Source organism: Roseibium sp. FZY0029, from assembly GCF_036350355.1.
Classification (GTDB): Bacteria; Pseudomonadota; Alphaproteobacteria; order Rhizobiales; family Stappiaceae; genus Roseibium.
The window spans coordinates 56610-74590 of the sequence record NZ_JAZDVZ010000010.1 but is presented as its reverse complement, the minus strand read 5'-3'; the positions used below and the strand labels follow the sequence as shown (position 1 = coordinate 74590).

Annotated in this window: 12 protein-coding genes; 6 read left to right on the top strand and 6 right to left on the bottom strand. The window is 59.2% G+C overall.

Features of this window, described 5'->3' with window-relative positions; translation table 11 throughout:
- Positions 1-237 precede the first annotated feature (237 nt).
- From greA to V1T76_RS24425, 3 genes are all read right to left on the bottom strand, one after another.
- Positions 238-711: a transcription elongation factor GreA gene (gene greA, locus V1T76_RS24435; protein WP_330563298.1), complete on the bottom strand. Its 474-nt coding sequence runs from the start codon at positions 709-711 to the stop codon at positions 238-240.
- Positions 712-826: 115 nt separating this feature from the next.
- Positions 827-4189: a carbamoyl-phosphate synthase large subunit gene (carB, locus tag V1T76_RS24430; protein WP_330563297.1), complete on the bottom strand. Its 3363-nt coding sequence runs from the start codon at positions 4187-4189 to the stop codon at positions 827-829.
- 171 nt (positions 4190-4360) lie between these two features.
- Positions 4361-4639, bottom strand: a complete 279-nt coding sequence (locus tag V1T76_RS24425) for a helix-turn-helix domain-containing protein (protein ID WP_330563296.1) — start codon at positions 4637-4639, stop codon at positions 4361-4363.
- Between the two features lie 869 nt (positions 4640-5508).
- Between V1T76_RS24425 and V1T76_RS24420 the strand changes: the two genes are divergently transcribed.
- On the top strand, positions 5509-5946 hold the full coding sequence (locus V1T76_RS24420) for a MerR family transcriptional regulator (RefSeq protein ID WP_006936195.1): 438 nt from the start codon (positions 5509-5511) through the stop codon (positions 5944-5946).
- A gap of 161 nt (positions 5947-6107) precedes the next feature.
- Here V1T76_RS24420 and carA read toward each other — a convergent pair whose 3' ends face one another.
- Entirely contained in the window at positions 6108-7292 is a 1185-nt protein-coding gene (carA, locus tag V1T76_RS24415) for a glutamine-hydrolyzing carbamoyl-phosphate synthase small subunit (protein ID WP_330563295.1), read from the bottom strand.
- A 245-nt stretch (positions 7293-7537) separates the two neighbouring features.
- On the opposite strand from carA, the gene V1T76_RS24410 reads away from it, so the two are divergent.
- The 4 genes from V1T76_RS24410 (at position 7538) to V1T76_RS24395 (ending at position 14075) form a co-directional block, all read left to right on the top strand.
- The gene (locus V1T76_RS24410; protein ID WP_330563294.1) at positions 7538-8032 is read left to right on the top strand and encodes a GatB/YqeY domain-containing protein; all 495 of its coding nucleotides are present in this window, start codon (positions 7538-7540) and stop codon (positions 8030-8032) included.
- 174 nt (positions 8033-8206) lie between these two features.
- Positions 8207-10153: a DNA primase gene (gene dnaG / locus V1T76_RS24405; RefSeq protein ID WP_330563293.1), complete on the top strand. Its 1947-nt coding sequence runs from the start codon at positions 8207-8209 to the stop codon at positions 10151-10153.
- A gap of 534 nt (positions 10154-10687) precedes the next feature.
- The gene (gene rpoD / locus V1T76_RS24400) at positions 10688-12676 is read left to right on the top strand and encodes an RNA polymerase sigma factor RpoD (protein WP_330563292.1); all 1989 of its coding nucleotides are present in this window, start codon (positions 10688-10690) and stop codon (positions 12674-12676) included.
- A 106-nt stretch (positions 12677-12782) separates the two neighbouring features.
- Positions 12783-14075, top strand: coding sequence for a DUF930 domain-containing protein (locus V1T76_RS24395; protein ID WP_330563291.1), 1293 nt, complete (start codon positions 12783-12785; stop codon positions 14073-14075).
- Positions 14076-14095: 20 nt separating this feature from the next.
- On the opposite strand, the gene V1T76_RS24390 is transcribed toward V1T76_RS24395, so the two are convergent.
- Positions 14096-15079 (bottom strand): hypothetical protein, encoded by a 984-nt coding sequence (locus V1T76_RS24390; RefSeq protein ID WP_330563290.1) that lies wholly within the window; start codon positions 15077-15079, stop codon positions 14096-14098.
- Positions 15080-15135: 56 nt separating this feature from the next.
- A complete protein-coding gene (locus V1T76_RS24385) occupies positions 15136-16245 on the bottom strand; it encodes a PAAR domain-containing protein (protein WP_330563289.1) in 1110 nt (369 codons plus the stop codon).
- Between the two features lie 248 nt (positions 16246-16493).
- On the opposite strand from V1T76_RS24385, the gene V1T76_RS24380 reads away from it, so the two are divergent.
- On the top strand, positions 16494-17969 hold the full coding sequence (locus V1T76_RS24380; RefSeq protein ID WP_330563288.1) for an MFS transporter: 1476 nt from the start codon (positions 16494-16496) through the stop codon (positions 17967-17969).
- The last annotated feature ends 12 nt before the right edge of the window (positions 17970-17981 follow it).

Genomic DNA, 17981 nt, shown 5'->3' with positions numbered 1-17981 from the left:
TCCGACACTTTCTGGTTGTCAGATTAACGGCTCTGGTGTGCACGTCAAAGGGGAAAGCACAGATTTTGCTGCGACTTAAGGACCGTTACCGGACGCGCCTACGTTGCCGGCAAGTGTCTGATGTCAGCCGTTTCCTGGCCCTCGGGGATCCAGGACATTCAACCGGTCAGGCTCGAATGCCCGGGACCCCGGGGCTGGAAGGCGCTTGCCCGAGGGCAAATCCGGAAAGGCTGGGAATCAGATGAAACGGACGTCCACGATCTCGTAAGACCGGGCACCGCCGGGGGCGGCTACTTCGACGCTGTCGCCGATGGACTTGCCGATCAGCGCACGGGCGATCGGAGAAGAAATGGAGACCTTGTTGTGCTTCACGTCGGATTCGACGTCGCCAACGATCATGTATTTCTTTTCTTCTTCGGTGTCCTCGTCGATCAGCGTGACGGTTGCGCCGAACTTGATGACGTCGCCGGAAAGCTTGGACACGTCGATGATCTCAGCGCGGGACAGTTTGTCTTCCAGTTCCGAAATACGGCCTTCGTTCAGGCTCTGGGCTTCTTTGGCCGCATGGTATTCCGCATTTTCCGACAGGTCGCCATGAGCACGTGCTTCTGCAATCGCATCAACGATGCGCGGGCGCTCAACCGAAGTACGTTCCTTCAGCTCATCCTGAAGCATCTTGTACCCGGCGGAGGTCATCGGAACTTTTTCCATTGGTCTCAGACCTTCAGCTTATTGGGTCCCCCTAATCTCCGAGGACCGCGCTTTGACAAAAACAAACCAAGCCGGGAAAGGCGCGCTTTCCCGGCCGGTCACGAGTATATTAGCCTTAGCCGAAGTAGGATTGTAAAGGTCTTACTTCAAGGCTCCCAGCTTTATGGGCTGCAATGCCTTTGGCTGCAGCCACTGATCCTGCAAGGGTCGTGTAATACGGAACCTTGTTCAGAAGAGCTGCCCGGCGCATCGACCGGCTGTCGGATATAGCCTGCGCACCTTCGGTCGTGTTGAAGACGAGCTGAACCTCACCGTTCTTGATAGCATCAACGATATGCGGCCGGCCTTCAAGAACCTTGTTGATCTTCTTCACCGCAATCCCCTTTTCCTCCAGGAATTTCTGGGTGCCGCCGGTTGCGATGATGGTGAAGCCGCCGGCTTCCAGGCTGCGGACGGCGTCAATCACGCCGGCCTTGTCTTCGTCGCGCATGGAAACGAAGACGGTGCCCTTGTCCGGAACGCCCGTACCGGAGCCGATCTGGGACTTGGCAAAGGCCTTGCCGAAAGCGGTGTCCAGGCCCATGACTTCGCCGGTCGAGCGCATTTCCGGGCCTAGGATCGTATCGACGCCAGGGAAACGGGCAAACGGGAAGACGGCTTCCTTGACTGCGATATGGTCAAGTTTCTTTTCCGACAGCCCGAAGGAGGCAAGGCTTTCGCCCGCCATGATCCGGCTGGCGATCTTCGCCACCGGTACGCCGATGGTCTTTGCCACGAAGGGCACGGTGCGCGAGGCGCGCGGGTTGACTTCCAGAACGAAGATCTCGCCGTTCTTGATGGCGTATTGCACGTTCATCAGGCCGCCGACTTCCAGTGCCAGAGCCAGCGCCTTGGTCTGGCGTTTGAGTTCTTCCAGCATGTCTTCGCCGAGCGAGAAGGGCGGCAGAGAGCAGGCGCTGTCGCCGGAATGGATGCCGGCTTCCTCGATATGCTCCATGATGCCGCAGACGAACACGTCCTTGCCGTCGCAAAGGGCATCGACGTCCACTTCGATGGCGCCGTCGAGATAGCGGTCGAACAGCAGCGGGTTGGTGCCCAGAACGGTGTTGATCTGGCCGGTCTTGTCGTTCGGATACTTGGCGCGTACTTCGGCCGGGACCAGCTCCGGCAGAGTGCCGAGCAGGTAGGAGTTGAGCGCTTCCTCGTCGCGGATGATCTGCATGGCGCGGCCACCCAGAACGTAGGACGGGCGCACGACCAGAGGCAGGCCAAGTTGACCGGCGATCAGGCGGCCCTGTTCGACGGAATAGGCAATCCCGTTTTCCGGCTGCTTCAGGTCGAGCTTGATCAGCAGCTTCTGGAACCGGTCGCGGTCTTCTGCAAGATCGATCATGTCGGGAGAGGTGCCGAGGATCGGCACGCCGGCCTTGACCAGCGCCTGGGCCAGCTTCAGCGGGGTCTGGCCGCCGAACTGGACGATGACGCCGTGAAGTGTGCCGTTCTCCTGCTCCTTGCGCATGATTTCCAGAACGTCCTCAGGGGTCAGCGGCTCGAAATAGAGACGGTCGGACGTGTCGTAATCGGTCGAGACGGTTTCCGGGTTGCAGTTGACCATGATGGTCTCGTAGCCGGCGTCTTCCAGAGCGAAGGCGGCGTGACAGCAGCAATAGTCGAACTCGATGCCCTGGCCGATCCGGTTCGGACCGCCACCCAGGATGACGACCTTCTTGCGATCGCTCGGGTTGGCCTCGCACGCAGGCTTGCCCATGAAGGGAGCCTCGTAGGTGGAGTACATGTAAGCGGTCGGCGAGGCGAATTCGGCGGCGCAGGTGTCGATACGCTTGTAGACCGGGTGTACGTCCAGCTCCTTGCGGAGCTTGGCGACATCCGTTGCGTCGAGATCGGCAAGGCTTGCCAGGCGCGCATCGGAAAAGCCCATGGCCTTCAGCTTGCGCAGGTTCACCGCATCCTTCGGCAGGCCAAGCTTGCGGACCTTCGCTTCCATTTCCAGGATGGCTTCGATCTGTTCCAGGAACCAGGGATTGATGCCACTGGCCTGGTAGATTTCTTCAACGGTCATGCCAAGGCGCATGGCCTGGGCGACGTTGAGCAGCCGGGTCGGCGTCGGCGCTGAAACGGCAGCGCGCAGGGCGTTGCGGTCGTCACCCTGGTCGAGACCGGGGATGTCGGTTTCGTCGAGGCCGTTCAGACCCGTTTCCAGACCGCGCAAGGCTTTCTGCAGGCTTTCGTTGAAGGTCCGGCCGATGGCCATCACTTCACCAACCGACTTCATGGCAGTGGTCAGCGTCGATTCGGAGCCCGGGAACTTCTCGAAAGCAAAACGCGGGATCTTGGTGACGACGTAATCGATGGTCGGCTCAAACGATGCCGGTGTCGCGCCACCGGTGATGTCGTTCTCCAGCTCGTCCAGCGTATAGCCGACTGCCAGCTTGGCCGCGATCTTGGCAATCGGGAAGCCTGTTGCCTTGGAAGCCAGGGCGGAGGAGCGCGACACGCGCGGGTTCATTTCGATCACGACCAGACGGCCGTTGTCCGGATTGACCGCGAACTGCACGTTCGATCCGCCGGTTTCCACGCCGATCTCGCGCAGAACCGCGATCGAGGCGTCGCGCATGATCTGGTATTCCTTGTCGGTCAGCGTCAGGGCCGGCGCGACGGTGATGGAATCGCCCGTATGCACGCCCATCGGATCGACGTTCTCGATGGAGCAGATGATGATGCAGTTGTCTGCCTTGTCGCGGACGACCTCCATCTCATATTCCTTCCAGCCGAGCAGGCTCTCGTCGATCAGAACCTGACCGACCGGCGATGCATCGATTCCGGAGCGGACGATGGTCTCGAATTCTTCCCTGTTGTAGGCAACGCCGCCGCCAGTGCCACCAAGGGTAAAGGCAGGCCGGATGATGGCCGGCAGGCCGATCTCGTCGATGGCGCGCATGGCTTCCAGATAACCGGCGTTGCGGTCGTAGCCGACGATCCGGCCGTTTTCGTCGTGGATCGCCGGGGAGGAGGCAATGGCTGCGCGCGGGTTTTCCAGACCGATGACGTCCATCGCTGCCCGGAACTTTTCGCGGTCCTCGGCCTTTTCGATGACATCGGCGCGGGCACCGATCATTTCGACGCCGTATTTTTCCAGAACACCCATCTGTTCCAGGTCGAGCGCACAGTTCAGCGCCGTCTGGCCACCCATGGTCGGCAGGAGCGCGTCCGGGCGCTCCTTCTCGATGATCTTGGCCACCAGCTCCGGCGTGATCGGCTCGATGTAGGTCGCGTCAGCCAGGTCCGGGTCGGTCATGATCGTCGCCGGGTTCGAGTTGACCAGGATGATACGATACCCTTCCTCGCGCAGCGCCTTGCAGGCCTGGGTGCCCGAATAGTCGAATTCACAGGCCTGACCGATGACAATCGGACCGGCACCAATAATCAGGATGGAAGAGATATCTGTGCGTTTTGGCATCTCGGCTCGCAGCTCGCAGCGGCCTTTCCGGATAGCGGGGCCGCTATTCGGTCTGGCTCGTACATGAAGGTATGACTATGTTGGCTGAGCGCGTCTTATAGGGAAAAGCTGCGTAGGAGGGAACCCCGCCAGGGCGTGAAAGTCGACCTTTTGCGGCCTAAAATCACGACTTTATTCCGGCTTGGTGGTTTCGGCGGGCAAAGCGATCGTTGTCTGGCCGTCGAAGTCGGCGATCCCTTCCGACAATGCATAGCAGGCAAGGCGGATGGACTTTGGAATTTCGACGGGCCGTCCATCGCGATTCCCCTTCTCGTAATACTGGATCATGCGCTTCTTCAGGCCGAGACGGTCCGCGGCATCCTTCTGCTTGAGCCCGAGTGCCCGGCGCCAGTGGCGGAACTGCTGCGGGGTCATGCCAGTCGCGTTGTCTTTTGATTTTGAATCGGCCATTTCGTCTTATTCCAGAATACCTTGGTTGCGGGCAGCCTCATGCGGTTTTGCCCGTCCGGTACCTGTGACAGAAATAACCTTGGTCATCGCTTGTCAATCGGGAAGTGCACAATGTGCTCTTTTGCATCAGCCTGCATGGTTGAAAGCTCATGCATAATTGACCGTGTGGACAAAAAATTGATACACTTCTTAGTCGCTGCCCTCGACAGCAATTTTAGCGTAAATACAAGGAAAAATCTCGTTTTTCTGCGGGGCGTAATCTTGAATTGATATTCGCGCATTACGGGTATTGTTGCTCAAACGCTGCCGATTTTCGTCTGGAGAACGACAATTTTGGAACTTTTTTGCCTAGATAGTATCTAGGTTATTTTCACCAATCGTAATAAACCGCAGGGTTAGGATTAAGGGAGGTAAGTATTTTTCCCTTGGCCGTTGCCGTCAGGTAAAGAAAATTTATAGTGGATTCCTATATTCAAGAAAAGCAGCGACGACATAGTCAGATTATCGATAATTAATATTTGTATGTGTTTTGACTAATTCTCACTGAATAAACATTCATAGAGACGTGTCCTTTCTGGTTATTTTTTAGATTTGGTTTTCGCATAACTGAAACTTTCATAAAAACAGGTCAATATTCCTAATTTTGGCGTAGATTTTAACTGTCGATCCGGTGTATTAAACTATTGCTTAGTCTCCTATGAGTTTGGCGTTGGGAGCTTCTGAAGTGCCGAGCATAACGCTCGAAGCTTAGGGGGCTGTAATTGCGGTGCTAGTGGGACCTGATGAGCCGGTGGTGGGACCAGCGAGTCGGGAGTGCGGCAAGACCCGGCCAGACTTGGAACAAGAAAGACAAGATCGGGCTTAAAAGAATGAACAATGTAGCAACCAAAATGGTCGTGGTGCCGGATATCGCCGGGCCTGGAGAAGAAGTGATGCTGGACGATCGCAATCTTGCGATCTCGGAAATGTCCGAACGGTTCGACGTCACTCTCCGCACTCTTCGATTTTATGAAGAAAAAGGCCTCCTGAATCCGGTTCGCAAGGGTGCGCGCCGTTTCTACGGTCCGCGTGACGTTTCGCGCATGCGGGTCATCCTGCAGGCCAAGAAGATCGGCCTGACGCTTGCCGAGATCCGCCGCGTCATCAAGCTGGTGGAGGGCAACGACAAACGCGAAGACCAGTTCAAGGAACTTCAGGAAATCTGCCTGGCGCAGCAGGACATTCTTGCCGAACAGAAGCAGATGCTCGACGAGCAGATTGCGGAAGTCGGGGAAATCCTTTCGGCGTTTGACGAATTGGTCAAATAAGGACCACCGGCATTGAGCCATCAAAAAACCCCGGCGCGCGTTGCTCGCCGGGGTTTTTTGTTTGAGAAGCTGCCTTTTGCGGAGCGGATTGACCGCCGGCGGGCTCAGCCTGCTGGACGGGAAGCGGCGCAATGGCCGCCGTTTCCCGCAGCCATCCAAACTCAGGCTGCCGACTTCGCGCTATCCATCAGATCGGTGAACCGTTTGAACAGGTAATGACTGTCGCGCGGACCGGGCGATGCTTCCGGGTGATACTGGACGGAAAACACGGGCTTGTCCTTCATGGCCAGGCCGCAGTTGGAGCCGTCGAACAGGGAGACATGTGTCTGCTGAACGTTGTCCGGCAGACTGTCCGCATCAACCGCAAAACCGTGGTTCATCGAGGTGATCTCGACTTTGCCGGTGGTGTGGTCGAACACCGGATGATTGGCGCCGTGGTGTCCCTGGTGCATCTTGAGGGTCTTGCCACCAAGCGCCAGCGCAAGCATCTGGTGACCGAGGCAGATCCCGAACGTCGGGACGCCTGCTTCAACGATCTTCCGGATCATCGGAACAGCATAATCCCCCGTTGCGGCAGGGTCGCCAGGGCCGTTGGACAGGAACACGCCATCCGGCGCATGTGCCAGAACGTCTTCGGCCGTTGCGGTTGCCGGAAGAACGGTCACCTCACAGCCGGCATCGGTCAGGAGGCGCAGGATGTTGCGCTTGATGCCGTAGTCGATGGCAACAACCTTGAACTTGCCGCCCTGCGCTTCGCCGAAGCCTTCGTCCCATTTCCAGGTCGTCTGGTGCCACTGGTGCGACTGGGAGGTGGAAGCGTCCTTGGCAAGGTCCATGCCGACGAGGCCGGGCCAGTTTTTGGCGGCTGTCTTCAGTGCGTCGATATCGAACTTGCCGTCCGGCGAATGCGCGATCACGCCATTGGGCACGCCTTTTTCGCGGATCAGCGCGGTCAGGGCGCGGGTGTCGATACCGCTGATGCCGATCAGGTTGCGGCTCTTCAGCCAGGCGTCGAGGTGTTTCGCAGACCGGTAGTTGGCCGGATCGGTGATGGAGGCTGCCAGCACGACACCACGGATGCCGCTGTCGGCGGCCATGTTGACGGTCTCGATGTCTTCATCGTTGGTGCCGACATTGCCGATATGCGGAAATGTGAAGGTGATGATCTGACCGGAGTAGGACGGGTCGGTCAGGATCTCCTGATACCCCGTCATTGCCGTATTAAAGCAAATCTCACCAACGGCTTGGCCGGTTGCGCCAAGGCCCTGTCCTTCGATTACACTGCCGTCGGAGAGCACAAGCAGGGCGGTCGCCGGGGTCTCAGACCATGCGTCTGCAGTCGTCATGTCTTGTTTCCAGATCTTGTTGGTGACATCATGCGCTGCAGGAAGGGCGTCTGCGGCGGGCCGAAAAGCCCGCAAAAGGCCGCCTGCATTAAGCGCGGGACTCTATGGGAAGCGGCTTGGATCGTCAATATTGATCCTCTGAAAAAAGATCTTTAAAATTCAATGGCTTGGCTGAGAAAATGGAATGGCGCCCCTGAGCGCTGTGTCTCAGCGCGGCAGGGGTAGGGTGAACCATGCGCGACATCATGCGCGAAAGAATCAATGCTGCCCTGAAAGCGGCGCAGGACGAGGGTGACAAGCGCCGGTGCGCTACATTGCGTCTGGTGCAGACCGCCGTGAAGGACCGTGAGGCCGCTGCCCGTGAAAACGGCAAGGACGGCGTCAACGAAAATGAAGTGATTGAGATCCTTCAGAAAATGATCCGTCAGCGGGAAACCTCCGCGGAAGAGTTCGAAAGCAGTGGGCAGCTCGATCTGGCCGAGCAGGAACGCGAAGAACAGGAAATCATTCGCGAATTCCTGCCCGTGCAGCTCAGCGAAGAGGAAATGCAGAAGATTTGCGAGGAGACGGTCAAGGAGATCGACGCGCACGGTCTGCGGGACATCGGCCGCTGCATGAACGAGCTGAAAAGCCGTTATCCGGGGAAAATGGACTTCGTGCAGGCCTCCTGTCTGGTAAAGGACATGCTGCGGGCAGATGGCGGTGAGCAGGCCAGCAGCGGCACCGGAAAACAGGACTGAGCCGTCACCCCAGCCGGTGGGGCTTATGCACAAAGTTTCCAGAAGCCGGGCAGGTGGTCGGGCGCCACTGGAAACAGCCTCAAAGACATTCTATTTTGGCGGACTGACCGGCGGTGCCTGAGTGTGCCGGCGGCAGGAAGCCGTTTTCTGTGATCCGGACCCGAACACTGTTCCATGCGTTTCGAACCGCGCCTTCTCGATGAAATTCGTGCCCGTCTGACCTTGTCGGATGTCGTCGGGCGGCGTGTGACCTGGGACAGGCGCAAGACGCAGCCCGGGAAGGGCGATTACTGGGCTTGCTGTCCGTTCCATCAGGAAAAAAGCCCGAGCTTCCATGTCGATGATCGGCGCAACCGCTACAAGTGTTTCGGCTGCGGCGCGTCCGGAGACCATTTCACCTTCCTGTGCGAAACCGAGGGACTGAGTTTTCCCGAGGCTGTCGAGCGTCTGGCCGAGCAGGCCGGCGTCGGCCTGCCTGCGCCGGATCCTCAGGCAGCGCGGCGCGAGAAGAAGCGGGCAGGGCTTGCCGACATCTGCGAAATGGCGGCGCAGTTTTTTCAGAACGAATTTGCCGGCCCGCGCGGTGATGCCGCCCGCGCCTACACGAACAAACGTGGCCTGACACCGGAAACCTTGCGCGAGTTCCGGTTCGGGTTCGCCCCTGAAAGCAGGGACGCGCTGAAGGGATATCTGGCTGCGCGCGAGATCCCCGAAGCTGACATGATAGAGGCTGGATTGATCATCAAGCCGGACGATGGGCGCCCGTCCTACGACCGCTTTCGTGGTCGGTTGATGATCCCGATCCAGGATGACCGCGGCCGGGTTGTCGCCTTTGGCGGGCGGACGCTGTCTCCCGAGGGCCAGCCGAAATATCTGAACTCGCCGGAAACGCCCCTGTTTCACAAGGGTGTCATGCTCTTCAATGCGCACCGCGCACGCGAACCCGCCTTCAAGAGCGGCGAGGCTGTGGTGGTGGAAGGCTATCTCGATGCGATTGCTCTCTGGCAGGCGGGCATCCACCACGTGGTCGCCTCTCTGGGAACGGCCTTTACCGAAGACCAGGTGGTGCGGCTTTGGAAATTTGCTCCTGAACCGGTGATCTGCTTTGACGGAGATGCCGCCGGGGTTTCGGCGGCGCACCGCGCAATCGACCGGATCTTCCCGGTGCTCAAGAGTGGCTACTCCTTCCAGTTCTGCTTCCTGCCGGACGGCATGGACCCTGACGACCTGATCAAGCAGCGCGGGGTTGCCGGCTTTCATGACGAGGTGGGGCGGGCGCAATCCCTGTTCGATGTGGTCTGGGATCGGGAGATCTCCGTGTCTCGGCTGGACACGCCGGAACGCAAGGCCGCGCTGGAAAAACGGTTCGACGATCTGATCGGCACCATTCGCGATGAACGGGTGCGCAGGCGATACCAGCTCGATTTGAAGTTCAAACTGTCCAACCTGTTCTTCGAGCAGGCCCGTCAGTCCCGGCAGGGTGGCAAAGGCGGACGACCCGGCGGAGCAGTCGAAGCGGCGGTGCCGCTCGGCATGGCGCGTGAGCGGGTTTCGGCCACCCATGATTTTGGGACGGAACGGCTTGTGCTTGGTTTGAGCATGCGCTTTCCGCATCTGCTCGACCGGAACTTCGAACGGTTTTCCCGGTTGCCTTTCGCCAATGATCTGCACAGGGAGCTGCGCGATATCCTGTGCCGCATCGTCGATGATCTGGAGGCCACCCCCATAGCTGAGCTGACCAGCGCCTTCGAGGAGCCGCTTCGAAACATCATGGGCGAAATGATGCTCGAAACCATCGGCATGCAGCAGCAACGTGGGGCGGAGTTTTCCGCGCTGACACACCGCTTTCCGCTTCTGAAATCCAATCCGCCGGAGGATTTCATCGAAGCGGCCTATCTGCATTTTCTCGACGTTCTGGAACTCAATGCTCTGGAAGAGGAACTGTCGTCGGAACTCGCAACCGCGGACGAGCAGCTCGATGAACATTCCTGGATGCGCATTCAGGCGCTGACACAGGACCTCAGCCGGCGGCGCGAGGAATGCGCGCGGGACGAAGCCGATCTCGCCGAACGCGCCAAAAAGATCCGCACGGCACCACCGGCTGCAGTTGCGGCGCATTAAAGCGCAGCGGTTGACGGCTGCTTGATGTGGTGACAACACTGCGCGGGCTTGACGGGAAGGGAACTTTCGGAGCGGCAGTCCGTTTTCAGGGGGCTGGTCGGCGTTAGGTCGGGAATCGCTCTCTTTGATGTCCGTAACGGCACAAAAATGGCATTTTCCAATTGACCGGTGACGAATCACACTTGCGAATCGCGTGAGCCGAGCTAAATAGAACGTTTGCAGCCCTCAAGCGCCGGAGCTTCCAAGCCTGCTCGCGGCAAAAGTCTTAAATATCGCTGCAACCCGAATGAACACCTTTTACGCATCCGTTTCCGGATGCCGACAGAAAAGGCCGTGTGCTGCGTCGATGCTGAAATATGCCAATGTCGAAAAGTGTACGGTTAATTGGGACTTAAGGGACACGGCTTACAACCTTTTCAACAGTGATTCTTTCAGACGCCGCCGCAACGATTGCTGGCGCGCTGAGGCTGAATTGGGTTGAAGCCAAACATAAGGGCGCGGCGTAGCCGGACCGGCCGCGAACTGGAGCACAATATGGTAGCCAAAGCGACACAAGCAGACGACACACAGGAGCAGAGCACAGACGGCCCTGACGGCCCTCTGCTGGACCTGTCGGATGCCGCTGTCAAAAAGATGATCAAAGCCGCCAAGAAGCGCGGCTATGTGACCTATGACGAACTGAACGAGGTTCTGCCCTCCGAGCAGGTCTCATCGGAAAAGATCGAGGACACCATGTCCATGCTGTCCGACATGGGCATCAACGTGATCGATTCCGACGAAGCCGAAGAAGGCCCGGAAGAAGTCGATGGCGGCGATCTGGTGGCCGCCAGCACGACGGCACTTGCCAAGAGCACCGCGAAAGAGCCGGCTGACCGCACCGACGATCCGGTGCGCATGTACCTGCGCGAGATGGGTTCTGTCGAACTGCTGTCGCGCGAGGGTGAAATCGCGATTGCCAAGCGCATCGAGGCCGGCCGTGAGGCAATGATCGCGGGTCTTTGCGAAAGCCCGCTGACCTTCCAGGCCATCATCATCTGGCGCGACGAGTTGAACGAAGCCCAGGTTCTGCTGCGCGACATCATCGATCTGGAAGCAACCTATGCCGGGCCCGATGCCAAGGCAGGCCCGGCCGTTGCCAATGACGACGTGGCACCGGGCGAAGGCAATTCGGAAAATTCCGGCGGAGCGTCCGAAGACACCGAGAACGAAGACGGTGAAGGGGACGGCGATGACGACGACGACGAGTTCGAATCCAACGTTTCCCTGTCTGCCATGGAAGCCGAGCTGAAGCCGGGCGTCCTGGAAACCTTCGACAATATCGCCGACAACTACAAGAAGCTTCGCCGCCTGCAGGATCAGCTGGTGGAAAACAAGCTGGCCAACAAGACCCTATCGCCAAGCCAGGAGCGCCGCTACAAGAAGCTGAAAGAAGACATCATTGTCGATGTGAAGAGCCTGTCGCTCAACCAGAACCGTATCGACGCCCTGGTTGCCCAGCTCTATGACATCAACAAGCGCCTGATGGGCTATGAAGGCCGTCTGCTGCGTCTGGCCGACAGCTACAATGTCGACCGCACGGACTTCCTGAAGCAGTATCAGGGCGCCGAGCTTGATCCGAACTGGCTGCGCAAGGTGGCCAACCTTTCCACACGCGGCTGGAAGAACTTCATCGCCAAGGAAAAGGAAACGGTTCGCGAGCTGCGTCAGGACATCCAGACGCTGGCCACCGAAACCGGTCTGGAAATCACCGAATTCCGCCGCATCGTTGCAATGGTGCAGAAAGGCGAGCGTGAAGCTCGCATCGCGAAGAAGGAAATGGTCGAGGCGAACCTGCGTCTCGTGATTTCCATCGCGAAAAAATACACCAACCGCGGCCTGCAGTTCCTGGATCTGATCCAGGAAGGCAACATCGGCCTGATGAAGGCGGTGGACAAGTTCGAATACCGGCGCGGCTACAAGTTCTCCACCTATGCGACCTGGTGGATCCGGCAGGCGATCACCCGTTCGATCGCCGATCAGGCCCGTACCATCCGTATTCCGGTACACATGATCGAGACGATCAACAAGATCGTCCGGACATCGCGCCAGATGCTGCATGAAATCGGACGCGAGCCGACCCCGGAAGAGCTGGCTGAAAAGCTGCAGATGCCGCTGGAGAAGGTCCGCAAGGTTCTGAAGATCGCCAAGGAACCGATCTCTCTCGAAACGCCGATCGGCGACGAGGAAGATTCGCACCTGGGCGATTTCATCGAGGACAAGAACGCTGTTCTGCCCATCGATGCGGCCATCCAGTCGAACCTGCGCGAAACGACCACCCGCGTGCTTGCCTCGCTTACCCCGCGTGAGGAGCGCGTGCTGCGCATGCGCTTCGGTATCGGCATGAACACCGACCACACACTGGAAGAAGTCGGTCAGCAGTTCTCGGTGACCCGCGAACGTATCCGCCAGATCGAAGCGAAGGCGCTGCGCAAGCTGAAGCATCCGAGCCGGTCTCGCAAGCTGCGTTCGTTCCTGGACAGCTAAGCTGCCGGGAAGAGCTAGAAACATCGAAGAACCCGGCGGAAACGCCGGGTTTTTTTGAAACTTCGAACCTGAAACCAACCGGCAACTCTGCTTTAAGGGCGCTCTATTGGCCATCACCGCCGACATGGACCGGAACGTGGCCGGGATCGAGCCTGCCGACCGGCGGCTCTTCCTGTGGGGCCTTGGTGTCTCGGCGGTTCTGCATGCGCTGGTGGCTCTGATGCTGCTCGAAGGGGTGTCTGGTTACACGACCCAGCCCCTCAAGGATGTCGTCGAAGTCGAATTGCTGCCTCCGCCACCGCAGGAGGAAAAGACACCGCCTGTAGACCTGCAGCAGCCCGAACCGGAGCAGCCTGAGCAGGAAGAGGTGGAAACCCCGGAACAGCCCGAGCAGCCACAACAGGAACAGGCGCAGGAAGCTCCGCCTCCTCCACCACCCCCACCTCCGTCACCTGATAGCCAGGATCTTGCCGAGACGCCGGAAGCTCCGCCGGAGCCTTCCGTTCTGCAGGAAGTGACTGAATTCGGCGAAGAAGATACCGGTCTGCAAGGGGAACAAGAAACGCCGCCGGCGTCTGCAGAGAGCACGACTACCGAGGGTGAGCAGCAGGCGGCAGCCGACGCGCAGACGGAGGACGCCCAGGTGGGCGAAACGGATGCTGGTGAAGGGGAAGGTGCGGGCGAAGGCCAGGAGGCTGACGCTGCCGAAACTGACGCGCCGCAGGAGGATGCTCCGGAGGATGTGCAGGATACGGCTGCTGAAGACACTGCTCCCGACGACACTGCCGATGATAGCGAAGCGTCGGATGTTGCCGAAACACCCGAACAACCGGATGCCGCGCCCGAGGAGACCGCCGGAACAGGGGCGGAAACGGACACAAGTGAAACCGGGGAACTGCCTGCAGAAGACTTCGGCGTTGTCGGGCCTATTGCTACCAACAAGACGCCAGCTCCCAAGCCGCCGAAACCAGTGACCTCTCCGGGTCGCAGCCAGGGCGGTGGAGGCGGGGCTTCAGGCGGCTCGGAAGGGCCGCCGGCCGGGATGATCGCGGCGCGCGAACTTTATTCCCGCGATATTCTGGACGATCCGCAGGCACGCACAGCCATGCGCGGCATGACCGAGGGCCAGCGGTTGAACCTGTTGTGCATGACCGAGCTGAGAGAGCAGATTGCCTCCGTCAGTGCCTTGCCGCCTGAGCTGCTGCCGTCTTTCCGTCCTCGCGGCGGCAACGTGCTGCAGCCGCGTATCGCAGCCTTCCGCAGTCTCGGACGCTGGTTCGACGTTGCCTTCCGCTGCGAAACGGACGAAGGGGTGACGCGTGTCGAACGGTTCTCGTTCAAGATCGGCAAGGAGATCCCGCAAAGCCAGTGGCTGGAACGGGGCCTGACGGGTTTTTGAAACCCGTCTGCCGGATAACCCTAAGACTGATGCTTGAATTGCAGGGACGCGTTGGCGATTTCATGCGCGCGCCTGTTGACCGCCCAATTGTAGAACGATGTCTTGCGATCCGGTCCCAGGATGGAGCTGATGATCACGTGAGACGGAGTTTTCATCGCAAGGGCGGTGAATTCCAGCGGATCGGTGCTTTCGCTCGTGTGGGCACCGACGGTCACTTCGGTGGCTTCGATAAACGGCGGGTCGAGTGTCACGGCTTTTGAGGAGGCTCCGGCCTCAAACACGATGTTGGAGCCTTCGAACTCACGTCTGGTCTTGCCCAGTTCCTGAACCAGGTCCACCGGTTGCTGTGCGTTGATGGCCTTCAGTCTGGCGAACCCCAGTATCTCTCCGTTGGAACCGGTGCGGGCAAAATCAATGGCCATGCGGTCCGCCTGGCCGGATTGCGGCTGGTTGACATGCCAAGACGCGGGGAAAAAGAAGCCGATGTCCTGGAACAGGGAAAAGTTGCTCCAGTCCTCGATCACATTCGGCCGCTTCACCTGTTCGGTGCGGAACGACCTGACGGCCATGTTGACGACGTCGGACAGGGCAGGGAACTCGCTGGAGGGGACAAAGGCCTGGATCAGGATCAGCGTGTCGCCGTTCACCGTGACGGTGACGAGGCCGCGCAGTTCGTGGCCTTCCGCCCGGACAAAGCAGCTTGCGCGTGCGCGCCGGGGATCGATCGGCTGCAGAGTGTCGACATGCCAGGACGACAGGGAGCAGTAGTATTCGAGCCAGTGTGCGGCCGAGATCTCGTTGTTGAGGAGAATGCCGATCACCTGGACGGAGATATTCGTCGCCATGGGTGGCTCGAAGACCGCGATGATGGTGGGTTTGTCCGCCGTCAGGGGCTGCTCGTTGACCTGCTTTACCTCCCAGCTTCCCGGAAGCAGCAGCTGGAACGCAAACGGGGCCGGGCTGATTGCGGTCAGTTCGGCGGCGACATAGTCCTCAGTGGTCATTCCGATCATCACCCTTGGGTGTTGTTGCCGGCGGTTTCGAGTGTAAAACCGCCTGTCTAATAAACTCCGACAAAGACCTTGAAGCCCGCCATCGGACCTGCCCCTGCCTTGGCTTCCGCAGTCACGCCATAGGCGCCACCGATCTTTCCTGCCTGCGCGCTGGCGCCGGCTGCGGCCCCGACGCCGGCTTCTCCGCGCCCTCCGATTCGAAGGCCGTGGTCATAGGCACTGTCGAGCGTTCGTTTTGCCGGATCTCCGCTCACCCAGCTCAAAAACGGGCCAAGGGTGTTGTCGTACAGGGTTTTGGGACTGATGTTAATGGTGCCTTCAGCGCTGGCCTGTACGAGCACGAGTTCACCCCCGATTTTGCCTTCCACCCCCGCAAAATCTTCGGATTTTCTGAAGCCGGCACCGGCTTCGGCTGACGCGGACAAGGCTTCGCCTTCCACCTTGCCACCGACTAGCCCGTTGAGTGTCTTGCCTTCGGCCTTTCCGGTGATGGCGGCGACCTTCGCGTTTGCATAAGCTCCAGCGGCAAAGTCTCCATCGAGATTGCCGGAGATGCCGAGCTTTGCCTCCGCGCTCGCTTCGGTCTTGAAATGACCGCCTTCCGATTCCCAGAAGGTTTTTTCCTTGCTGAACAGCTCATACTCGTATTCGGCGCTGACCTCGGCGTCGTCCTTCAGCTGGTCCTTCAGTGAACGCTGTTCCTTGTCCGGATTCTCAACGCCTTTCGAGTTGTATTTTTTCTTGAATCTTTCCTTGTACGGCTTCTCGCCGCTTTTCTCCGCGCCGGCAGAGAACTTGTGCGGACTTTTCGCAGGAGGCGCCGAACCGCCCGCGCCTCCGCCTCCTCCACCGCCGCCACCTTGCGTTCCGATCAGCACGGTCGGCAGACCCGTGATGATCGTACCGGCCTTTGCTGTCAGGTCGGTCATGCGCGCTGCCGGGCTGCCTTCGACCAGAACGTTCCAGGCACCCGTGATGATAGGATCACCACCGGCCGGTGGCGGCGGACCGACGCAAACGCACATGTCGCCGACGCGTGCCTGCGGCAGCTTGCCGGTAAGCACGGTGTAGGCACCTTTCCAGGCAATTGGTGCGGGAACGCCCATGCACATGGGGCAGGTGTGCAGGTCGGTGAGACGAGCGGCAGGAAAACCCATAAATGAACCGGACTTAATAAAACTGCCGGATCATCGGAAAGTTGATTCACGCTGTCAATACTGCGTATTGCGACAAGGAGACAGATCGTGCCTGAAAAAGACTTTCGTCACGGCAGAACGGCCAAGGTTACGCGAGTTGAGCAGATGGTTTTCGTCGAGTGAAAGTTTACGTTACGACAATCACCAGAATTTCATAACCGTTGGTCTATCCTTCGCAGGCTTCCCCGAATGGCAAACGGAGGAAATTCATGAAAGACGTCCGGAAGACCCTCTCCAACGTATCCGCTACAGGTCCAGACAGTCCACAGGGCTATATCGAAGAAACACCGGTGTGGCGGGATGGTACGGATCTCGACAGCCCTGTGCTGACGGACATGCAGTGGCGCATCTGGTGGCTGGCCTGCGCCGGCAAGTTCTTCGAAGGCATGGTGGTCTTCATGACAGGCATCGCCCTGCCGCTGATCGGGCGCGAGTTCAACCTGACCGCGCTGGAACATGGCCTTGTCAGCTCGGCCATCCTGTTTGGCATCCTGATCGGGGCAACGGCGCTTGGCGGGCTGGCGGATCACTTTGGCCGCAAGGCGATGTTCATCGTCGAGCTGGCGCTTTTCATCGCCTTTCTGCTGGTGCTTTCGGTCGCGCCGAACCTTTCGATTACCCTTTTCGCCCTTTTCGGCATCGGCCTTGCGCTCGGCTGCGATTATCCGACGGCGCATATGGTGATTTCGGAGAATATTCCGGCGCGCGCCCGTGGGCGAATGGTTCTTGGCGCGTTCAGTTTCCAGGCCGTCGGCGCCCTTTCGGGTACAGGACTGGCCTATCTGACTTTGACCTGGTTCCCGAACCCTGAAGCCTGGCGCTGGATGTATCTGACTGCCGTTCCGCCTGCTGTTCTCATTCTGGCCGGCCGTTTCTTCGTACCGGAGAGTTCCAATTGGCTGATCGTCCGGGGGCGTGTGGCAGAGGCGGAAAACGCTCTCTTAAGGCTGCTCAACCGACGCCCGAGATATCCGAGCGCGATTTCGCTGAAGACCGCAACCAGAAGCGCACCGGACGCGCACAAGATCAAATGGACGCGGTTTCTCACCGACAGGAAACTGCGCAAGGCGACCCTCTTTGCTTCGGTTCCCTGGTTCCTTCAGGATCTCGGGACATATGGAATCGGCATCTTCACGCCGATCATTCTGGCCAGTTCGATCGGCAGCAAGCGCGAGCACGCGCAGTCGCTGTCCGATCTGGTCTACAACGATCTGCTGGCGGCGAAGGGAGCGGCTCTCATCGACGTGTTGCTGATTGTCGGCATCGTCTTTGCCGTGCTGTTTACCGACCGGATAGGCCGTGTTCGTCTTCAGGTGATCGGGTTTATCGGCTGTGCCGCCGGACTGGCGATTGCCGCTTCGGGAAATCATGCCGGGCCCGGTTGGGATGTCCCGCTGATCTTCGCCGGGTTCATGCTGTTCAATTTCATGACCAACATGGGACCGAACGCACAGACTTATCTGATTGCCGGTGAGGTGTTCCCTACCGCCTATCGCGGCACAGGCGCGGGCCTTGCAGCCTCCATCGCCAAGATCGGCGCGGTTCTCACTGCATTCCTGTTTCCCGTGCTGCTGAAGGACCTGGGTACGGATGTTCTGCTTGCCGGTCTCGTGGTCACCTCGCTGCTGGGGGCGGCGGTGACCTGGGTCTACCGGATTGAAACGCGAGGGGCCGATCTCGGATAATCAGCCGAGCCG